The organism is Mesorhizobium sp., from assembly GCF_965229135.1.
Classification (GTDB): domain Bacteria; phylum Pseudomonadota; class Alphaproteobacteria; order Rhizobiales; family Rhizobiaceae; genus Mesorhizobium.
The window spans coordinates 4035975-4056894 of the sequence record NZ_OZ245860.1; the positions used below are offsets into that span (position 1 = coordinate 4035975).

The 20920-nt window shown below is 64.1% G+C and carries 18 protein-coding genes; 11 read left to right on the forward strand and 7 right to left on the reverse strand.

Annotated elements, in window-relative coordinates:
* Positions 1–68: 68 nt before the first annotated feature.
* Entirely contained in the window at positions 69–725 is a 657-nt protein-coding gene (gene fsa, locus ACO07C_RS19195) for a fructose-6-phosphate aldolase (protein ID WP_421915738.1), read from the reverse strand.
* Positions 726–815: 90 nt separating this feature from the next.
* Here fsa and ACO07C_RS19200 point away from each other — a divergent pair, with 90 nt between their 5' ends.
* The 8 genes from ACO07C_RS19200 to lepB all read left to right on the forward strand — a co-directional run bounded on the left by ACO07C_RS19200 (position 816) and on the right by lepB (position 9927).
* Complete coding sequence (locus ACO07C_RS19200) at positions 816–2999, forward strand: primosomal protein N' (RefSeq protein WP_421915739.1); 2184 nt, start codon at positions 816–818, stop codon at positions 2997–2999.
* Positions 3000–3082: 83 nt separating this feature from the next.
* Positions 3083–3478 carry a DUF4345 family protein gene (locus ACO07C_RS19205; protein ID WP_421915740.1) on the forward strand — a complete coding sequence of 132 codons (396 nt, stop codon included), beginning with the start codon at positions 3083–3085 and terminating at the stop codon, positions 3476–3478.
* A gap of 245 nt (positions 3479–3723) precedes the next feature.
* Complete coding sequence (locus ACO07C_RS19210) at positions 3724–4284, forward strand: F0F1 ATP synthase subunit delta (RefSeq protein ID WP_421915741.1); 561 nt, start codon at positions 3724–3726, stop codon at positions 4282–4284.
* Entirely contained in the window at positions 4284–5813 is a 1530-nt protein-coding gene (atpA, locus tag ACO07C_RS19215) for a F0F1 ATP synthase subunit alpha (protein WP_421915742.1), read from the forward strand. Before ACO07C_RS19210 ends, atpA begins: the two co-directional genes overlap by 1 nt.
* A gap of 46 nt (positions 5814–5859) precedes the next feature.
* Positions 5860–6744 carry a F0F1 ATP synthase subunit gamma gene (locus ACO07C_RS19220; RefSeq protein ID WP_421915743.1) on the forward strand — a complete coding sequence of 295 codons (885 nt, stop codon included), beginning with the start codon at positions 5860–5862 and terminating at the stop codon, positions 6742–6744.
* Between the two features lie 72 nt (positions 6745–6816).
* The gene (atpD, locus tag ACO07C_RS19225) at positions 6817–8388 is read left to right on the forward strand and encodes a F0F1 ATP synthase subunit beta (protein WP_421915744.1); all 1572 of its coding nucleotides are present in this window, start codon (positions 6817–6819) and stop codon (positions 8386–8388) included.
* Between the two features lie 60 nt (positions 8389–8448).
* A complete protein-coding gene (locus tag ACO07C_RS19230; protein ID WP_421915745.1) occupies positions 8449–8856 on the forward strand; it encodes a F0F1 ATP synthase subunit epsilon in 408 nt (135 codons plus the stop codon).
* A 111-nt stretch (positions 8857–8967) separates the two neighbouring features.
* Positions 8968–9927: a signal peptidase I gene (gene lepB / locus ACO07C_RS19235; protein ID WP_421915746.1), complete on the forward strand. Its 960-nt coding sequence runs from the start codon at positions 8968–8970 to the stop codon at positions 9925–9927.
* A 15-nt stretch (positions 9928–9942) separates the two neighbouring features.
* On the opposite strand, the gene ACO07C_RS19240 is transcribed toward lepB, so the two are convergent.
* Both ACO07C_RS19240 and ACO07C_RS19245 read right to left on the reverse strand, forming a co-directional pair.
* A complete protein-coding gene (locus ACO07C_RS19240; protein WP_421915747.1) occupies positions 9943–10629 on the reverse strand; it encodes an endonuclease III domain-containing protein in 687 nt (228 codons plus the stop codon).
* 163 nt (positions 10630–10792) lie between these two features.
* On the reverse strand, positions 10793–12277 hold the full coding sequence (locus ACO07C_RS19245; protein WP_421915748.1) for a mannitol dehydrogenase family protein: 1485 nt from the start codon (positions 12275–12277) through the stop codon (positions 10793–10795).
* A gap of 137 nt (positions 12278–12414) precedes the next feature.
* On the opposite strand from ACO07C_RS19245, the gene uxaC reads away from it, so the two are divergent.
* Entirely contained in the window at positions 12415–13824 is a 1410-nt protein-coding gene (gene uxaC / locus ACO07C_RS19250) for a glucuronate isomerase (RefSeq protein WP_421915749.1), read from the forward strand.
* Positions 13825–13874: 50 nt separating this feature from the next.
* Positions 13875–14222: a cupin domain-containing protein gene (locus tag ACO07C_RS19255; protein WP_421915750.1), complete on the forward strand. Its 348-nt coding sequence runs from the start codon at positions 13875–13877 to the stop codon at positions 14220–14222.
* Positions 14223–14402: 180 nt separating this feature from the next.
* Here the strand turns inward: ACO07C_RS19255 and ACO07C_RS19260 are convergent, their stop codons facing one another.
* Both ACO07C_RS19260 and ACO07C_RS19265 read right to left on the reverse strand, forming a co-directional pair.
* On the reverse strand, positions 14403–15752 hold the full coding sequence (locus ACO07C_RS19260) for a sigma-54-dependent transcriptional regulator (RefSeq protein ID WP_421915751.1): 1350 nt from the start codon (positions 15750–15752) through the stop codon (positions 14403–14405).
* The gene (locus ACO07C_RS19265) at positions 15749–17608 is read right to left on the reverse strand and encodes a sensor histidine kinase (protein ID WP_421915752.1); all 1860 of its coding nucleotides are present in this window, start codon (positions 17606–17608) and stop codon (positions 15749–15751) included. Before ACO07C_RS19265 ends, ACO07C_RS19260 begins: the two co-directional genes overlap by 4 nt.
* A gap of 238 nt (positions 17609–17846) precedes the next feature.
* On the opposite strand from ACO07C_RS19265, the gene ACO07C_RS19270 reads away from it, so the two are divergent.
* Positions 17847–19178 (forward strand): dicarboxylate/amino acid:cation symporter, encoded by a 1332-nt coding sequence (locus ACO07C_RS19270; RefSeq protein WP_421915753.1) that lies wholly within the window; start codon positions 17847–17849, stop codon positions 19176–19178.
* An 89-nt stretch (positions 19179–19267) separates the two neighbouring features.
* On the opposite strand, the gene ACO07C_RS19275 is transcribed toward ACO07C_RS19270, so the two are convergent.
* Complete coding sequence (locus ACO07C_RS19275) at positions 19268–20074, reverse strand: ABC transporter permease (protein ID WP_421915754.1); 807 nt, start codon at positions 20072–20074, stop codon at positions 19268–19270.
* A gap of 5 nt (positions 20075–20079) precedes the next feature.
* Positions 20080–20913: an ABC transporter permease gene (locus ACO07C_RS19280; RefSeq protein WP_421915755.1), complete on the reverse strand. Its 834-nt coding sequence runs from the start codon at positions 20911–20913 to the stop codon at positions 20080–20082.
* Positions 20914–20920: the final 7 nt, after the last annotated feature.

A 20920-nucleotide genomic window follows, 5' to 3' on the forward strand; every position in this document is an offset into this window, starting at 1 on the left:
ACGAAAAGGCCGATTGCTCGGCCTTTTCTTTTGGGATTGCGCGGTCTTGATCTCAGCCTGTGGTCGGCTCAGCCGATCGTCTGGCCGGTCTTGGCCCAGTCGGCGAGAAACTGCTCCAGGCCCTTGTCGGTCAGCGGGTGCTTGACCAGCGCCTTCAGCGTCGCCGGCGGCACGGTCGCGACATCGGCGCCGATGAGTGCGGCCTGCTTGACATGGTTCACGGTGCGAACCGAAGCGACGAGGATCTCGGTCTGGAAATCGTAGTTGTCGTAGATCTGCCGGATCTCCTGGATCAGCTCCATGCCGTCGATGCCGGTATCGTCGATGCGGCCGACGAAGGGCGATATGAAGGACGCCCCCGCCTTGGCCGCCAGCAGCGCCTGGTTGGCCGAGAAGCACAGCGTGACGTTGACCATGCGCTTCATCTCGGTGCGGATCGTCTTGCAGGCCTTCAAACCGTCCAGCGTCAGCGGCACCTTGATGCAGACATTGTCGGCGATCTCAGCCAGGACCTTGGCCTGCTGCATCATCTGCGCATATTCGGTGGCGGTGACCTCGGCCGAAACCGGGCCCTTGACGATGTCGCAGATCTGCTTGGTGACCTCGGCGATCTTGCCGCCGGATTTCAGGATCAGCGACGGATTGGTGGTAACACCGTCGAGCAGTCCCAGGTCGTTGAGTTCGCGGATGTCCTTGACATCGGCCGTGTCGACAAAAAATTTCATGGCGGGTCTCCTGACGATTTCCTCGCGCCGGAATGGCACGTTCAGCGTTGCGCTTTGATCTAGGGCGGAGTCAGGGCAAGGTCACGCATCATGATCGAAGATTCGCCCTTTGCCACGGCCGCTCCCGTGCTCGTTCCCATGCCGGCCGAACGCCCCTACACCTATGCCGTGCCCGCCGGCATGCGCGTGGTGCCGGGCTCGATCGTGCGCGTGCCGCTTGGTCCGCGCCAGGTTGCGGGGATCGTCTGGGACGGCGCGGTCGAGACCGTCGATGCGAGGAAACTGCGTCCGATCGAGCAGGTCTTCGACTGTCCGCCGATCGACCGAGCCATGCGCCGTTTCGTCGACTGGGTCGCGCAATACACGCTGTCGCCGCCCGGCATGGTGGCGCGCATGCTGCTCAGGGCGCCCGAAGCCTTTGATCCCGAGCCCTGGATCGAGGGGCTGCAGCGCACGCTCGCCGATCCCGACCGGATGACGGCGGCCAGGCAGCGTGTCTTGGAGACGGCCGAGGGCGGTCTGGCCTGGACCCGATCTGGTCTTGCCCATGCCGCGGGTGTCTCGTCGACGGTGATCGATGGCCTGCGGGCGCAAGGTGTGTTCGAGACGGTGATGATACCGCCGCGACCGGTGGTGGCAGAGCCCGACCCAGGTTACGCCGTGCCGGAACTGATGCCTGACCAGAGCGCCGCGGCCGAGATGCTGCGCGCCAATGTCGCGGCCGAAATCTTCAACGTCGCTCTGCTCGACGGCGTGACCGGGTCCGGCAAGACGGAAGTCTATTTCGAGGCGGTGGCGGCCGCGCTCGACCGGGGCAAGCAGGTCCTCATCCTGCTGCCGGAAATCGCTCTGACGCACGCTTTCCTCGAACGCTTCCAGCAGCGCTTCGGCGCCAAGCCAGGCGAATGGCATTCGGACCTGCCGCCGAGGATGCGTGAACGGGTCTGGCGGCAAGTCGCGGAGGGAAGCGTGCGTGTTGTCGCTGGCGCCCGCTCGGCCCTGTTCCTGCCGTTCAAGGAGCTTGGCCTCATTGTCGTCGATGAGGAGCACGACCCCGCCTACAAGCAGGAAGACCGTGTCTTCTACAATGCCCGGGACATGGCGGTCGTGCGCGGTCATATAGGCGGCTTCCCGGTGGTGCTGGCGTCGGCGACGCCGTCGGTCGAGAGCCGGGTCAATGCCAGCCAGGGCCGGTACGACAGAGCCGTTCTCTCCTCGCGCTTCGCAGAAGCGGCCCTGCCTCACCTGAAGGCGATCGACATGCGCCGTGCGCCACCGGCTCGTGGCGGGTTCCTGTCGCCGGTGCTGCTCGACCATATCAGCCGGACCCTGGACAAGAAGGAGCAGTCGCTGCTGTTCCTCAACCGGCGAGGCTATGCGCCGCTGACGCTTTGCCGTGTCTGCGGCCATCGCTTCGGCTGTCCGGTCTGCTCGGCGTGGCTGGTCGAGCACCGCTTTCGCGGCCAGCTGGTCTGCCATCACTGCGGCCACAATGAGCGCCGTCCCGAAGCCTGCCCGGAATGCGGCACGCTCGATCATCTGGTGGCATGCGGGCCCGGCGTCGAGCGTATCGCCGAAGAGGTCGTCACGCATTTCCCGGATGCGCGCACCATCGTCCTGTCGTCCGACATCATGGGTGGCGTGCGGCGTCTGCGGCTGGAACTCGAAGCCATCGCCAATGGCGAGGCGGACATCGTCATCGGCACGCAGCTTGTCGCCAAGGGCCACAACTTCCCCAACATGACGCTGGTCGGCGTCGTCGATGCCGACCTTGGCCTTGCCAATGGCGATCCACGCGCCGCGGAGCGCACCTTCCAGTTGCTCAGCCAGGTCACCGGCCGCGCCGGACGCACGGGCAAGAAGAGCCTCGGCCTGCTGCAGACCTTCCAGCCCGACCATCCGGTGATGCGGGCGATCGTGTCCGGCGATGCCGAGGCCTTCTACGAGCGCGAGATCGCCGAGCGCGAGCGGGCGGTGCTGCCGCCTTTCGGCAGGCTGGCCGGGGTGATCGTGAGCGCCGTGACCCGCGCCGAGGCGGAAGGCCATGCGCGCGCGTTGCGGCGCACCGCGCCCGAAGCCGCCGACCTGTTCGTGCTGGGCCCTGCCGAGGCGCCGTTGGCGCTACTCGGCGGACGCCATCGCTTTCGTCTGCTGATCCAGGGCGAGCGTCGCGCCGACATGCAAGGCTTCATACGGACGATGCTGGCCAACGGGCCAAAGCCGCGCGGCTCGATCAGGGTGCAGGTCGACATCGATCCGCAGAGTTTTCTCTGAGATTCGCCGTTCGGTCTGGCGCCCGGCAAGACCTTCGCTAGAATATCGAAAATATCGAAGCAGGCGCTTTTCGAGGGGACAAGATGGACTTTACGTTTCCATGGCCGATGAGCCAGGGCGAGTGGGCTGCATGGTCGAGTGCCGCCATCACGCTTGTCTTCGGCCTGCTGATGTTCCTGGCGCCCCGAATTGGATTCAGGATCATGCGGATCCAGCCCATTCCCGCAAAACCGGAGGCGATCGCCGAGGGCCGCGCGGCCATGGCGGGTTTTTATCTCGGCGTCGGCATCTGCGCGATCGTGCTGGCCCAGCCGCTGATCTACATGACACTGGGATTCTGCTGGCTGTTCTCGGCCTTTGGCCGCTTGCTGGGGATGATGTCGGATGGGGCCAACACGCCCTACAACTGGGTTTCGGTGGTAATTGAACTCGCATTGGCCGTGCCGCCGCTGGCCTTTGCCTTCGGCTTTCTGCCCTGAATCATCGACTAATCAGGGGCTTCCGGCTGAACTGGGCCGTCGGATGCGACAATAGTGCCTAAAACCATGCGGAACGACGCATTGCGGTCTTAAAATGCCTGTGCTAGACGGCAATCGACTTTCGGCCGGGGATAGCGGAAGCCGCGCCTCCGTGCTCGAAAAAATGCAGTAAGGTCAAAGATTTAGCCAGAGTTTTTGCTCGCGCCAACAATCTGCGGCCTGTCAGACAAGAGAAAAGACGGTCCGTGGCTCAAACGTCATCGCCAATCTCAGGTGTTGCAGAACGCTATGCGGGTTCGCTGTTCGAACTCGCCCGGCAGTCGAATTCAATCGCCAAGGTCGAGGCCGACCTCAACAGTTTCGAAGCGATGCTGGAAGGCAGCGCGGACCTTACCCGGCTGATCAACAGCCCGGTATTCTCCAGCGAGGACCAGGCCAAGGCCATCGCCGCGATCGCGGACAAGGCTGGCATTACCGGCCTCGCCGGCAATTTCCTGCGTGTCGTCGCCCAGAACCGCCGGCTGTTCGCTATCCCCGGCATGATCAGGGCTTTCCGCCAGATCGCCGCCGAAGCTCGTGGCGAGACCACCGCAGATGTCACGTCGGCGCATGCGCTGACCGTCGCCCAGCAAACAGAACTGAAGGCGGCGTTGAAAAGCGTTGCCGGCAAGGACGTGGCGATCACAGTCACCGTCGATCCGTCGCTGCTCGGCGGGCTGGTGGTCAAGATGGGCTCGCGCCAGATCGACACGTCACTCAAAACCAAACTCAATTCGCTCAAGCTTGCACTGAAAGAGGTCGGCTGATGGACATCCGCGCCGCGGAAATTTCCGCAATTCTGAAAGACCAGATCAAGAACTTCGGCAAGGAGGCTGAAGTCTCCGAAGTCGGTCAGGTGCTGTCCGTCGGTGACGGTATCGCCCGCGTCTACGGCCTCGACAATGTCCAGGCCGGCGAAATGGTCGAATTCCCCGGCGGCATCCGCGGCATGGCGCTCAACCTCGAAGCCGACAATGTCGGCGTCGTCATCTTCGGCGCCGACCGCGACATCAAGGAAGGCGACATCGTCAAGCGCACCGGCGCCATCGTCGACGTTCCCGTCGGCCCGGGCCTGCTTGGCCGCGTCGTCGACGCGCTCGGCAACCCGATCGACGGCAAGGGCCCGATCAAGGCGACCGAACGCAAGCGCGTCGACGTCAAGGCGCCCGGCATCATTCCGCGCAAGTCGGTGAACGAGCCGATGTCGACCGGCCTCAAGGCCATTGATGCGCTGATCCCGGTCGGCCGCGGCCAGCGCGAACTGGTCATCGGCGATCGCCAGACCGGCAAGACCGCCATCATCCTCGACACGATGCTCAACCAGAAGTCGGTGCACGACAACGGCCCTGACAAGGAAAAGCTCTACTGCGTCTATGTCGCCGTCGGCCAGAAGCGTTCGACCGTCGCGCAGTTCGTCAAGGTTCTCGAAGAGCGCGGCGCGCTCGAATATTCCATCATCGTCGCCGCGACCGCTTCCGATCCGGCGCCAATGCAGTTCCTGGCACCGTTCGCAGGCTGCACCATGGGCGAATATTTCCGCGACAACGGCATGCACGCGCTGATCAGCTACGACGATCTGTCGAAGCAGGCCGTCGCCTATCGCCAGATGTCGCTGCTGCTGCGCCGCCCGCCGGGCCGCGAAGCCTATCCTGGCGACGTCTTCTACCTGCATTCGCGCCTGCTCGAGCGCGCCGCCAAGCTCAACGACGATTTGGGCGGTGGATCGCTGACCGCCCTGCCGATCATCGAGACGCAGGCCAACGACGTGTCGGCGTATATTCCGACCAACGTGATCTCGATCACCGACGGCCAGATCTTCCTCGAAACCAACCTGTTCTTCCAGGGTATCCGTCCGGCCGTGAACGTCGGCCTTTCGGTCAGCCGCGTCGGTTCGGCCGCGCAGATCAAGGCGATGAAGCAGGTTGCCGGCTCGATCAAGGGCGAGCTTGCGCAGTATCGTGAAATGGCTGCCTTCGCGCAGTTCGGTTCCGATCTCGACGCCGCCACGCAGCGTCTGCTCAATCGCGGTTCGCGACTGACGGAATTGCTGAAGCAGCCGCAGTTCTCGCCGCTCAAGACCGAAGAACAGGTCGCGGTGATCTTCGCCGGCGTCAACGGCTACCTCGACAAGCTGCCGGTCAACCAGGTCGGCAAGTTCGAGCACGGCCTGCTCAGCCACATGCGTGCGGCCGGCAAGGATGTGCTTGACGCCATTCGCAAGGAAAAGGCGCTGTCGGACGACCTTCGCGCCAAGCTGAAGGCAGAGATCGACGCTTTCGCCAAGACCTTCGCCTGAGCGAAGTGCCAGTGCGGATGGGACAAGACGGGATCAGGTTTGAAGCATGCCTTCATTAAAAGACCTTCGTAACCGTATCGCCTCGGTCAAGGCGACGCAGAAGATCACCAAGGCGATGCAGATGGTCGCCGCGGCGAAGCTGCGCCGCGCGCAGGAAGCCGCGGAAGCCGCGCGCCCGTATTCGGAGCGCATGGGTTCCGTGCTGGCCAACATCACCCAGGCGATCGGCGGTGGCGGCGATGCCCCGGCGCTGATGACCGGCACCGGCAAGGACGACGTGCATCTGCTCGTCGTCTGCACTGCCGAGCGCGGTCTGTGCGGCGGTTTCAATTCGCAGATCGCCCGTCATGCCCGCGACCATATCCGCAGGCTGCTGGCGGACGGCAAGCAGGTCAAGATCATCTGCGTCGGCAAGAAGGGCTTCGACATCCTTCGCCGCGATTACGCATCGATGATCCTCGACCGCGTCGATCTGCGCGAAGTCAAGACGCTCGGCTTCGTCAATGCCGACGCGATTGCCAAGAAGATCATCCATCTCTTCAACGAGGGCGCCTTCGACGTCTGCACGCTGTTCTATTCGCAGTTCAGGTCCGTGATCAGCCAGATCCCGACCGCCCAGCAGATCATTCCGGCCGGCTTGGCGTCCGCGCCCGCTGCGGCGACGGATGGCGGCAATGCTGTTTATGAATATGAACCGGAGCCGGGCGAAATCCTCTCCGACCTTATCCCGCGCAACATTTCCGTGCAGATTTTCCGGGCGCTGCTTGAAAACGCGGCCGGCGAAATGGGCGCCAAGATGAGCGCGATGGACAATGCGACGCGCAACGCCGGCGAGATGATCAACAAGCTGTCGATCACCTACAACCGCCAGCGGCAGGCGCAGATTACCAAGGAACTGATCGAAATCATTTCGGGCGCCGAGGCGCTCTAGGCGCGGTCCCAGGAGGTCATCGACCTTCGACCGGACCGTGTGAGAAACAAAGGACGAAAAAGGGTAAAGACGATGGCGAAAGCAGCGACTCCCAAGGCGGCAGCGCCCGCAAAGGCAGCGGCGCCGGCAAAGGCTCCAGCAGCAGCGAAGGCCGCTCCGGCCAAGAAGGCGGCAGCGCCGGCAAAGGCAGCCGCTGCCAAGACATCGGCTGTGGCAGCCACGGCGACAGGCGTCGTCGGCAAGGTACGCCAGGTCATCGGCGCCGTTGTCGACGTGCAGTTCGGCGATCACCTGCCGGCGATCCTGAACGCGCTCGAGACGACCAATGTCGGTAGCCGTCTCGTGCTCGAAGTCGCCCAGCATCTCGGCGAAAACACCGTTCGCTGCATCGCCATGGACTCGACCGAAGGTCTGGTCCGCGGCCAGGAAGTGCGCGACACCGGCGCGCCGATCACCGTGCCGGTCGGCCCGGGCATGCTCGGCCGCATCATCAACGTCATCGGCGAGCCGGTCGACGAAGAAGGCCCGGTCGACGCGACTGAAATGCGCTCCATCCATCAGCCGGCTCCGACCTATGTCGAACAGTCGACGGAAGCCCAGATCCTGATCACCGGCATCAAGGTGCTCGACCTGCTCGCGCCTTACGCCAAGGGCGGCAAGATCGGCCTGTTCGGCGGCGCCGGCGTGGGCAAGACGGTGCTGATCCAGGAACTGATCAACAACATCGCCAAGGCGCATGGCGGCTATTCGGTGTTCGCCGGCGTCGGCGAGCGCACCCGCGAAGGCAACGATCTCTATCACGAGTTCATCGAGTCCGGCGTCAACAAGAAGGGCGGCGGCGAAGGCTCAAAGGCGGCTCTGGTCTACGGCCAGATGAACGAACCGCCGGGCGCGCGCGCGCGCGTCGGCCTGACCGGATTGACGGTTGCGGAATATTTCCGCGACCAGGGACAGGACGTGCTGTTCTTCGTCGACAACATTTTCCGCTTCACGCAGGCCGGTTCGGAAGTGTCCGCGCTTCTGGGCCGTATCCCGTCGGCCGTGGGCTATCAGCCGACGCTCGCCACCGACATGGGCGCGCTGCAGGAACGCATCACCACCACCACCAAGGGCTCGATCACGTCCGTGCAGGCGATCTACGTGCCCGCCGACGACTTGACCGACCCGGCGCCGGCGACTTCGTTCGCACATTTGGACGCGACCACGACGCTCAACCGTTCGATCGCCGAAAAGGGTATCTACCCAGCGGTCGATCCGCTGGACTCGACCTCGCGCATGCTCGACCCGCTGGTCGTCGGCGACGAGCACTACGCTGTCGCGCGTCAGGTGCAGTCGATCCTCCAGCGCTACAAGTCGCTGCAGGACATCATCGCCATCCTGGGCATGGACGAGCTGTCGGAAGAGGACAAGCAGACGGTTGCCCGCGCCCGCAAGATCGAGCGCTTCCTTTCGCAGCCGTTCTTCGTCGCCGAAGTGTTCACCGGCGCGCCGGGCAAGCTGGTCGATCTCGCCGACACCATCAAGGGCTTCAAGGGCCTTTGCAACGGCGACTACGATCACCTGCCCGAGGCTGCCTTCTACATGGTTGGCGGCATCGAGGAAGCGGTCGAGAAGGCCCAGCGCCTGGCTGCCGAAGCGGCTTAATGTTCCACTCGGCAGCGCGGTTCAGCCGCGCTGCCTCTTATAAAAGCGTTGTGAGACACCATGGCTGAAGCTTTCAAGTTCGAATTGGTCTCGCCGGAGCGCCTGCTGGTTTCCGAGCAGGTCGAATCGGTCGTCATTCCGGGCGCCGAAGGCGAGATGACCGTGATGGCGCACCACGCGCCGGTCATGACCACGATCAAGCCGGGCGTCGTCACGGTGAAGTCTGTGTCGGGCCAGGAAGAGCGCTATGTGGTGTTCGGCGGCTTCGCCGACATCGTTCCTTCGGGCTGCACGCTGCTGGCGGAGTCCGCCGTGGCCGTGAAGAATGTCGACCGCGCCGATCTTGCCCGTCGCATCCAGGAAGCCAAGGAAGACGCCGCCGACGCCAAGGATGACCACAGCCGCAGCAAGGCGGAACAGTTCCTTAGCCAGCTTACGACGCTGGAAGGCGCCATCATCCCGGCCTGATGCCGACGCCCTTCACCACGCCCGGATCATCGGATAATTGAAAAGCGAGGCTTGCCTCGCTTTTTTGTTTGATGGAAAGTCCTGCCACGGTTGCAATCCAATTGGGAGCCGATGGCAGAAGAACCAGCATCACGATCGAGGTGGTCCACGGCCCTGGTGTCCTTCTTTGGCGGGCCATTTGGCGGGTTTCTCTGGATCGGTAGTGGCAAGCTGGCGGTTGCAAGCCTGATTGTGCTTGGCTTGGCCGGCCTGCTGGGCTGCTATATCGGGTTTCCGGTATTCGGCGATCTCGGCTCCGGCGGGCTTGCACCGGCCAATTTCGCGGGCCTCGCGGTCGCTGTGCTCTCGGTGGCGCTCGTCGTGCCTTTCGCGGGCAGGTTCAGGCCGGTGAAATGGTATGCGCACGGATTGTCGGTCCTCGTCCTGGTCTTCCTCACCGGCTACATGGCGGCATTCGTGATCAGGTCGTTCCTGTTCCAGCCTTTCTCCATTTCATCGACCAGCATGCTGCCGACGCTCGAACGGGGCGACTATCTGCTCGTATCCAAGTTTGCCTATGGCTACAGCCGCTACAGCGTGCCTTTCTCTTTGCTGCCGGTCACAGGCCGCGTGTTGGCGGCGGAGCCACAGCGAGGGGATGTGGTCGTGTTCCGGTTTCCATCCGATCCGCACATCGACTTCATCCAGAGGATCGTCGGCATGCCCGGCGATACGATCCAGATGATCAACGGCATCCTCCATATCAATGGCACGGCCGTCGAGCTTCAGGATGTCGGGCCCTTTGCCTCGGACGAGTTTTCGGAGAAGACCGCCAGGCTGCAGCGCGAAACCCTGCCCAACGGCGTGTCGCATTTCGTCGTCGACCTGATGGATGGTTCGACGGGCGACAACACGCGTGCCTGGCTCGTGCCGGAGGGCCACTACTTCGTGCTGGGGGACAATCGCGACAATTCCTCCGACAGCCGCTTCAAGGTCGGCTTTGTCCCGTCAGAGAACCTGGTTGGCAGGGCAGAGCGCCTGTATTGGAACTCCCGAGGCTTCGACTATAGTCGCAGGCAGATCGTGCGCTGAGGCGGGGCCCCCGCGCTATTGAATTCGCTTTGCGCAGCTGCCGGCCAGTGGACAGCCATCACACCCAATGTCCAGCTTGCCGCACCGGCGCTGGCCCAGCGCCTTCATCAGCCGATGAAGTTCAAAAAGCTCGTCCGCGTTCCACTCGGCCGTCGAGCCCATTACCACGCGATAGGCCTTGCGGCTGTCGGCCGTCGGCGAAACGAGGCCATAGCGCTGCAATATCCGCAGCACATGCGTGTCGATGACGAAGGCCGGGCGCCGCAGCGTGCTGAGGTTGAGCGTGGCGGCGGCGATCTCCATGCCGACACCGTCGAGACGCTGAAGCCATTCAAGCGCCCGGTCAACCGGCATTCCCCCGAGAAAGCCGAGATCGAAGTCGGGCTGCCACTTTGCCAGGTCGTGCAGTGCGCGCGACAGGGTCGCGGCTTTCACCTCTGGAAAGGTCACCTGGGCAAGTGCGGTCTCCAGCGCCTTGACGGATGCCCGCGCCATCAGATTCCATTGCGGATAGAGCGAGATCAGTTCGACGAATGCCGGCCAGGACACCTCATCTCTTGTGCGGGTGCTGATCAGCGACTTCACCAGTTGCGAGATCGGGTCGAGCGAGGGATACGGCGGCAGGTGCGGAAATGCCGGCCTGAGCCGCGACAGAATGTCGACGAGATCGCCGCTTATGCCGATATGCAGGGTCAGTTGCATGACCGACAATCTCGAACAAAAAGAGAACGAATGCAATCCCAGAGGGCACCGGGCCGACAAGTATCCGGAAAAGGCGCCAATGGCTTCGAGGCGCGCGTCACACCTGTCGATCGAGCAGGGTTTTCAGGCGGCAAACGCTACCGGCTTACCAGCTATGTCCGTCTCAGGCATCGCGGCTCCGAGTGGTGAGCGCCCCAAGTCCGGCAGCCACGCCGCCCTCCCGCAAGCGGGCGAGATGCTCAGCGACCAAGTCAACCAGCGCCTGGCGCTCCGTGCGCCCCCGCGCGAAGCCAGCCAGGTCGAATACCGCTACGACCGTTTCCAAGGCCGGCAGCTTGCGTTCATCAAGAGCGGCGAGGCCGGCGTCAAGCGGATCGGTGAAATGCTTCTCCGGCAAGGCCTTGCCGCGCGCCTCGCAGGCTGCGATCCAAGCGGCTACCACCATCGTAAGATGCCGAGGCAGTGCGCCAGCCTCCAGCCGGTCCAGCGCCGAAGCGACAATGCGCTGCGGCAGTTTCTGACTGCCGTCATTGGCGATCTGCGCGGTACGGTGGGCAAGGGCGGTGTTGGAATAGCGCTCGGCCAGTTGCGCGGTGTAACTTGCTGTATCCAGCCCGGCATTCCCAGGCAGCGTCGGGATGGCCTCGGCCCAGAGCGCTTCGACAAAACTCTTTATGGCTGGATCGGCGAAGCTTTTGTCGACCGTGTCATGGCCGCTCATCAGGCCAAGATAGGCAATCGCCGAGTGCGAGCCGTTGAGCAGCCGTAGCTTCATATCCTCGAACGGCCGCACGTCCTCGACCATGGTGACGCCAAACTGTTCCCACGCCGGCCGCCCGGACGGGAAGCGATCCTCGATTACCCATTGGCAGAATGGCTCGGTCATCACCGGCCAAGCGTCCGAGACGCCCAGCTGGCGGGTCACGCGCGCGCGGTCCGCGTCGGTGGTCGCCGGGACGATGCGGTCGACCATGCTCGATGGAAAGGCCACCTCGTCGGCGATGTGGCGGGCAAGATCGGGATCGCGTAGCGCGGCAAATTCGATCATCAGCCGGTGCAGCGTGGCGCCGTTCGCCGGGAGATTGTCGCAGCACAATACGGTGAAGGGCGCGACGCCGGCGGCGCGTCGCCGGCGTAGCGCTTCAGCCAGGAACCCATGCGCCGTCTTCGGCAATTCAGGCCGTGCCAGGTCACTGACGATGTCGGGATGAGCAGTATCAAGACCGCCGCCGGCTGCCCTGAGATAGGCTTTCTCGGTGATCGTCAGCGTCACGATGCGCGTGTGCGCATCCGCAAGCGCGGCTAGCACGGCGCCGGGATCCTCCGGCGCCACCAGCATCGAGCCGATGGAGCCGATGACGCGCAGCTGTTCGCCGCCGCTGCCGCGGATCGCCAGCGTATACAGCCCATCCTGCGGCGACAGCGCGTCGCGCGTTTCGGCGCTGCGCAGCGAGACGCCGACAATGCCCCAGCCGGTTTCGCCGCTTGAAAGGCAATCGTCGATGTAGGCGGCCTGGTGGGCGCGATGGAAAGCGCCGACGCCGAGATGGACAATGCCCGGCGCAAGCTTGCCGCGATCATATCCGGGAAGGGTGACGCCGTTGGGCAGAGATCCCAGCATGTTGTCCGACAAATGGTTGCTGGTCATGGCGTCGTCCCCGAACGGATCAAGGGTTGCGTAACACCTGTTTTGGATTGCCGCAAGGATGCCTGTTTCGGCGCCTAAGTTGACATCATCCATGCCCGACCGTACCGATATGCAACCTGGAAGGAGCCGCTTTTCCCATGATCGCGCCAATCGATCCGGACCTGCTTTTTCCACCCGAGGCGCAGTCGCGCTCCATCGCGCGCGATCTCTATGCGGGCGTGAAAAACCTGCCGATCGTCAGCCCGCACGGCCATACCGATCCGCGCTGGTATGCGCTCAACGAGCCGTTTCCCGACCCCGCGCAACTGCTCATCGTTCCCGACCATTATATTTTCCGCATGCTGTTCAGCCAGGGCGTTCGTCTCGAGGATCTCGGCGTTCCAACCCTCTCTGGCGCGGCCGTCGAGACCGACGGCAGGGCGATCTGGCGACGCTTCGCCGAGCACTATTACCTGTTTCGTGGTACGCCCACCCGGCTGTGGTTCGATCATGTCCTCTCCGATCTGTTCGGCATCGAAGAGCCGCTGAACGCCACCACCGCCGACCGGCACTACGACACGATCGCGACTTTGCTGCAGTGGGACAATTATCGTCCGCGCGCGCTGTTCGAGCGGTTCAACATCGAGGTTATCGCGACGACGGAAGGCGCGCTCGACGATCTCAGATGGCACAAGATGATCCGTGACAGCGGGTGGCAGGGGCGGGTCGTCACAGCCTACAGGCCCGATGCGGTCGTCGATCCGGATTTCGAAGGTTTTTCGGGAAATCTCGACCGTCTCGGCGAAATCACCGGCTGCGACACAGGCAGTTGGGCCGGCTATCTCGACGCGCATCGCCAGCGCCGCGCTTTCTTCAAGAGCTTCGGCGCGACTTCGTCCGACCATGGCCATCCGACGGCCGAGACAGCCAACCTGTCCGCGGCCGCTTCCGAGGAGTTGTTCAGCCGGATCCGCCTTGGCTCGGACGATGAACGCGAACGGCGTTTGTTTCGCGCCCAGATGCTGACCGAGATGGCCAAGATGAGCCTGGATGACGGGCTGGTGCTGCAAATCCATCCCGGTTCGCTGCGCAACCATTCGCATGCGGTGTTCGAGGCATTCGGCCGGGACAAGGGATTTGATATACCGACCCGCACCGACTATGTGACGGCGCTGAGGCCGTTGCTCGATTGCGTCGGACTGGAGCGCGACCTGACGGTCGTGCTCTTCACGCTGGACGAGAGCAGCTATGCGCGCGAACTGGCGCCGCTTGCCGGCGTCTATCCGGCTTTGAAGCTCGGGCCGGCCTGGTGGTTCCATGACAGCCCGGAAGGCATGCGCCGGTTCCGCGAGATGACGACGGAGACGGCCGGCTTCTACAACACCGTCGGCTTCAACGACGACACCCGCGCCTTTCCTTCGATCCCGGCCCGTCACGATGTGGCGCGGCGCGTCGATTGCGCCTTCCTGGCGCGGCTCGTCGCCGAGCATAGGCTTGGCCTGGACGAGGCGCATGAACTGGCCGGGGAATTGGCCTATTCGCTGGCGAAGAAGGCATATCGGCTCTGACGTCCGATCCGCGAGCTATCTTTGCCACCATGCGCGATGAGGAGAGGACGATGACGAAGGCCAGGATTTTCGCGCATGCCGGCGAGGGTGTGTGGACGCCGACGCCGGACGGCAACAGACGGCGCGTCATCCTGCATACCGATGAGCTGATGATGGTTGAATTCGCCTTCGACAAGGGTGGAATCGGCGCCCCTCATTCGCATCCGCATGTGCAGGCGAGCTATGTCGCCGAAGGTCGCTTCGAGGTGACCATCGACGGTCGCACCGAGACCTTGGTAGCCGGCGGCAGCTTCATCGTCCCGTCCAATCTCGTTCATGGCGTCAAGGCCATCGAGGCGGGGCGCCTCGTCGACAGTTTCACGCCGCACCGCGCCGATTTCCTGGCGGACGGTGGCTGACAAGGAAACCGCGCTGGAACGAAAAACCCGCGCCTCCGAAGAGGCGCGGGCCTGTTGCCTGGGCGCTTTGGCGCCGCGGTACTCGAACATTGCCGCAGGATGGGAAAGGTGCCGCGGCATGGTGAAGATAGGTTTAACGACCGTCTGCCACCATGAGCCGCTATCCACCGGCACGCCGAATTATCTGGAGAAATCGCTGCGCACGATGCCGTGGCGCTGGAGCTTGTCGTAGAAGGTCTTGCGCGGAATGCCCAGCGCCTCGATCGTGCGCCGGACATCGCCGTCGTGGCGGTCCAGCGTCTCGCGGATGATGTCGGCCTCGTAGCGCTCCATGCGCTCGGGCAGCGGCGTGTCCGATGATGCCGGCTCGGCCCTGGTGGTTTGCGCCGCGTCCTCCAGGCCCAGCACGAAACGCTCGGCGAAATGCGCGAGCTCGCGCACATTGCCCGGCCAGTCATGTTCCCGCAGATGGCGACCGACGGAAGCCGGCACGACGGGCACGGCGCGCCGGAAGCGGCTTGCCGCACGCTGGGTGAAATAGCCGAACAGCAGGGCGACATCGTCGCGCCGTTCGCGCAGCGGCGGAATGGAGATCGTCACCACATTGAGCCGGTAGTAGAGGTCTTCTCGAAAATTGCCACGCTGGCTGGGGTCGCCGAGATCGACCTTGGCGGCGGCGACGACGCGCAGGTCCACGGGGCGTATCTCATTGGTGCCGAGCGGGGTGACCTCGCGCATTTCCAGCACCCGCAGCATCTGCACCTGCGTGGCGGGCGGCATGCTCTCGATCTCGTCGAGGAACAGCGTGCCGCCGCTGGCATGCTCGATGCGCCCGATGCGCTTCTTCTGCGCGCCGGTGAAGGCACCGGCCTCGTGGCCGAACAGTTCGCTCTCGATGACGGTGTCCGGCAGCGTGCCGCAGTTCAGCGCGACGAAATTGCCCTTTGCGCGGCGGCTCCAGCGATGCAGCAGGCTCGCCACCACCTCCTTTCCCGAGCCGGTCTCGCCGGTCACCAGCACGTCGACATCGGTGTCGGCGATCTGTTGCAGCGTGCGGCGCAACCGTTCCATCGCCGGCGTCTGGCCGATCAGCGGCAGGCCGTCCCGCGCCTGCTCGGCCGCGTCGCGCAGCGCCCGGTTCTCCATCACCAGACGGCGCTTTTCGGCGGCGCGCCGCACGCTCTGCGCCAGCCGGTCGGCGGCGAAAGGCTTGGTGATGAAGTCGTAGACACCGTCCTTGATCGCTTTCACCGCCATCGCGATGTCGCCATGCCCGGTGACAAGGATGACCGGAATGTCCGGATCCACCTTCAGGATGCGGTCGAAAAGCTGCAGGCCATCGATCTGGGGCATGCGGATGTCTGACACCACGACGCCTGGGAACCCGGCGTCGAGCCGGGCCAGCGCCTCGACAGGCGCCGAGAAGGCCGACACGGCAAAGCCTGCAAGCTCCAGCGTCTGTGCGGTCGCCTTCAGCAGATCGCGGTCGTCGTCGATCAGGATGACGGGTGCTGCGTCCTGGTTCATCATGCCGCCTTGCAGAGAAAGATCGTGAAGCTTGTGCCGCTGTCGCCACTCGCAACCTCGATGCGGCCGCCATAGTCGGCGACGATGTCCTTCGAGATGACGAGACCGAGACCGAGTCCTTTCTCCTTCGATGTGTTGAAGGGTGTGAAGAGCGAGCGCAGGATTTCGAGGGGAATGCCCGGACCGTTGTCGGACACGCTGACGGTCACCTCGTTTCCGGTTTCCGCAACGGAAACCCGCACGCTGGCGTCCTTGCGGCCCTCAAGCGCTTCCACTGCGTTCTGGAACAGATTGATCAGTACCTGCTCGAGCCGCACGCGGTTTCCCATCACCATCAACGCCGGTGGCGGCAGGTCGATGGCGAGCGCGTCGAGCTGGCCGGCAAAGCGGCTTCGCAACAGCACCAGGGCGCCCTCGATGACGGCGCGCAATTCCACCGGCTCGGCAGCGGTCCGTCCCTTGCGGGCAAAGGCCTTCAACTCTTCGGTGATAGCGCCGATACGCTCCGTCAACGCGGCGATGGCGCCGAGGTTTTCCTCGACGGGCGCGGTCTGCTGGCGATCGAGGAAGACCCGCGCATTGTCGGCATAGGCGCGAATGGTGGCGACCGGCTGGTTGATCTCATGCGCGACACCGGCGGCGACCTGGCCGAGAATGGCCAGCCGGTTGGCCTGCACCAGCTCCTGCTGCACACCCTGAAGCTTCGCCTCGGTGCCACGGTGGCCGGTTATCTCGGCCTGCAGCCGGTCGCGGGCGCGGCTCAGATCCAAGGTCCGTTCAGTGACGCGGCGCTCAAGCTCGGTGCGAGCGGCCTGCTCGGCGGCGATCCGCATCAGCGCCGACTGGCGGCGCCACAGCAGATACGCGGCAAGGCCGATCAGCGGGATGATGACGCCCAGCGCCAGAAGCCGCATTTCGCGGAGCGCGGCGGCAACTGGTCCCTCGGTTGGAACGAGATAGTCGAGACGCCAAGCGGTCGTGGGAACCGCTGTGGAAAGGCGCAAGTACTCGCCATCGCTGCCGCCGGGCGTGATGGCATGGACCACGGTCACGTCCGGGCTCAACGCCTGTGGACGGCTGATCGGCAGGGGCATCAGCGGTGCATCGCCGAATTGCTGGCTGTTGCGGACGGCCGCGAGGTCCTGGCCGGTGAGCGGCGCCACCGTCATGAAGCGCCAGGACGGGATGCTGGTGATCAGCACGACACCATGCTCATCGCTGACATAGGCGGGCCGGTTGGCCTCGTGCCAGTCGGCCTCGAGCTGGTCGAACTCAGCTTTGACGACGACGACGCCGAGGGATGCATCGGCACCACCGACGCGGCGGGAAATGTAGAGGCCGGGACGCTTGCTGACATTGCCGAGCGCGAAATACTCGGCCGTGCCAGCCTGCATCGCCCGGGTGAAATAGTCGCGGAACGTGTAGTCGGTGCCGACGAAGCTGATCGGCTCGCGCCAATTGCTGGAGGCGATGGCCAGTCCGTCGGTGCCGATGACATAGAGCACCGACGCCTTGGTGCCGGACACCAGCCCCTCCAGCTTGCGGTTCAGCGTATCGATCGAAGCGCTGCTTTTCTGGGTCAGCGCATCGCGCACCTGCTGGTCCTCGGACAGCAGCAAGGGCAGCGCGCGCGGGTTTTCCAGCACCGCACGCAGCAGCGCGACTTTCAGATTGGCATCGGTGCGGCCCTGCGCCGCCAGCGCTTCAATCGCGGCGGTGCGGGCATAGCGTCCGGCACCGTAGAGCGCCGCGGCCACCACCAGCAAGGCGATCGCGGCAAACAGAAGCCATGTCCGATGCGCTCGCGCACCGAGTTGCTCGGGCGTTGACAACGGGGCTGAGGCTGGACGCTGCAACATCGCCCATTTGTGCATGATTTCGCACAAAACACAAATATAGCCATGCGGATATCCGCACCGATGGCGGATGAAAGTAGCCTTCCGTCTTGCCTGTCTCCAATGAAATCAGATGGATAGGCTGATCGTGCGCGTCTGGCACGGCAGTTGCAAACGCCAATCCAGCAGCTCCGGCTGTTGGAGGTCAATGCAATTGCCCCGGGAGGTCGAGCTTCTCGATCGGGGCGCGATGGAGGACATCATGCAGACAGCATTCGCTGCCGCCGAAGCGCGCGGCAAGGTACCCTTTTACCGGCATCTCTATGTGCAGGTCCTTGCGGCGATCGCCGCCGGCATCCTGCTCGGCCACTACTATCCCGACGTCGGCGCGTCGATGAAGCCGCTGGGAGATGCCTTCATCAAGCTGGTGAAGATGGTCATCGCTCCGGTCATCTTCCTGACCGTGGCGACCGGCATTGCAGGCGTTTCCGACCTTCAGAAGGTCGGCCGTGTCGCCGGCAAGGCGATGATCTACTTCCTGGTTTTCTCGACGCTGGCCCTCGTCGTCGGCCTGGTCGTGTCGAACATCGTGCAGCCGGGCGCGGGCATGCACATCGATCCGGCCACGCTCGATGGCAAGTCGGTGGCGGCCTATGCCCAGAAAGCGCATGACTCGACCATCGTCGGCTTCCTGATGAACATCATCCCCGACACCATCACCAGCGCCTTCGCGCAGGGCGACATATTGCAGGTGCTGTTCTTCTCGGTGCTTTTCGGCATCGCGCTGGCCCTGGTCGGCGATCGCGGCAAACCCGTCGTCGACTTCCTGCAGGCGCTGACCGCGCCGATCTTCCGCCTCGTCGCCATCCTTATGAAGGCCGCCCCCATCGGGGCCTTCGGCGCCATGGCCTTCACCATCGGCAAATATGGTATCGGCTCCGTCGCCAACCTCGCCATGCTGATCGGCACGTTCTACCTCACGGCCTTGCTTTTTGTGTTGGTGGTGCTCGGATCGGTCGCCCGCTACAACGGCTTCTCGATCCTGGCGCTGCTGCGCTACATCAAGGAAGAACTGCTGCTGGTGCTCGGCACCTCGTCCTCGGAAGCAGCACTTCCCGGCCTGATGGCCAAGATGGAGCGCGCCGGCTGCAACCGTTCGGTGGTCGGCCTGGTCATTCCCACCGGCTATTCCTTCAACCTCGACGGCACCAACATCTACATGACGCTGGCCGCGCTGTTCATCGCGCAGGCGACCGACACGCCGCTCACCTATGGCGACCAGATACTGCTGCTGCTGGTGGCGATGCTAAGCTCCAAGGGTGCGGCCGGCATCACCGGCGCCGGCTTCATCACGCTGGCGGCGACGCTGTCCGTCGTTCCCACCGTGCCTGTTGCCGGCCTGGCGCTGATCCTGGGCATCGACCGCTTCATGTCGGAATGCCGCGCGCTGACCAACCTTATCGGCAACGCAGTCGCGACGGTGGTGGTTGCGCGCTGGGAAGGCGAACTCGACCAGTCGAAGTTCGCCGCGGCGCTCTCGGGCGCCTTGCCGGAAGAGCCTGAGCTGTCGGCGCCAGGACTGCAGCCGGCGTGACTATTTGAACGGAAGTCGATTCCGTTCGGCTCCATCGCATCGGTCATCAAGGCAAGAAAACGGAGCTCCATCCCGATCGGGGTGGAGCTTTACTGCGTGGCGCGCAGCCGGACCACGACGCTGCGCGCCGCCAGCACCAGCACGGTGATGATGATCAGGATCACCGACAAAGCCGCGATCGCGGGGTCGATGTTGTCGCGCAGGCCCATCCACATCAGGCGCGGCAGGGTTATGGCGTTGACCGAGGTGATGAACAGCGTGACGCCGATTTCTTCCCACGACAGGACGAAGGACAGCAGCGCGGCGGTTATGATGCCGAACTTGATGTTGGGCATGATGATGCGGGTGGCGCGCTCCCATACGGTGGCGCCAAGGCCGCGCGCGGCAAGATCGATGCGCCGGTCGAGCTGGCTGAGCGACACCAGCATGAGCACCGTGGCGAAGGGCACCGTCATGACCGAATGGGCCATGGCGACGCCGAGCCAGGTGTCGTAGCCGAAGAACGAGCTGAAGCCGGAGATCGACGTCAGCAGGAAGTAGAGCGTGATCGCCGAGACCACCGGCGGCACCACCATCGGCAACAGCACGAAACCGACCAGGGCCGCGGTGAAGCGCGGCTGGAACATCCAGACGCCCAGGCTGAAGCACAGGGCCAGTACGGTGGAGAAAGCGCTGCTGACGATGCCGATGCGAATCGAGAGCAGGATCGAGTCGATCCAGCGCGGGTCCTCGATCAGCGACCTGTAGTGGCGCAGTGACAGTTCGCCCGTGGGCATCGCCAGCATGCGGCTTGGCGTCAGCGACACCGGGATGACGGCGAGCAGCGGCATCAACAGGAATAGCGCCACGAAGGCGGCGATGACCAGCGAGACGGGGCCGGGGCGATAGGTCGGCATCCCTGCTACACCATCTGCTTCGGTTGCACGTAACGGAACAGCAGCGCCATCAGCGCGCCGACAAACAGCACCAGCACGACGCTGATGGCCGCACCCAGTCCCCAGTCCGGGCTCTGGAAGATGCGCAGATAGATCAGCTCCGCCACCATCACACTGCGGCCGCCGCCGAGAATGGCCGGGGTGACGAAGAAGCCCAGCGAAAAGACGAACACGATGAGCGCGGCACCGATGATGCCGGAACGCGTCATGGGCACGAAGACCGACCAGAAAGTGCGCATGCGGCTGGAGCCGAGGCCTCGCGCCGCCAGCAGCACGCGGTCGTCGAGGCTGCGCATGGCGGATGCCAGCGGAAAGACCGCGAAAGGAATGAGGAAATGCGTCATGCCGACGATGACGCCGAACTCGTTGCGCACCAGCGCCAGCGGCTCGGAGATGAAGCCGATCGCCTGCAGCCAGGTGTTGATCAGGCCGCGATTGGACAGCAGGGCCACCCAGCCGAAGGCGCGGGTCAGCACGGAAATCCAGAAGGGAACGAGAATGCAGAACTCGGCGACCAGGCGCTGCGCCGGGGTGCCGCGTATCCAGACGACGGTGATGGCATAGGCGGCGGCGACGGAGACGATGGTGACGATCGCGGCGATGCGCAGTGTCCGGATGAAAACGGACTGCACCAGACCGTCAGTGAGGACCGCCTCATACTGGCCGACCCCCGGCGTCGGCAGCGTGAAGCTCCATTTGACGACGCCGAGGAAAGGCCAGGCATAGGCCAGCACGAGGAACAGGAGCAGCGGCACCATCAACAGCGCCGCGCCCATCCTGTCGGAGAGATAGGACCGCATCCCGACC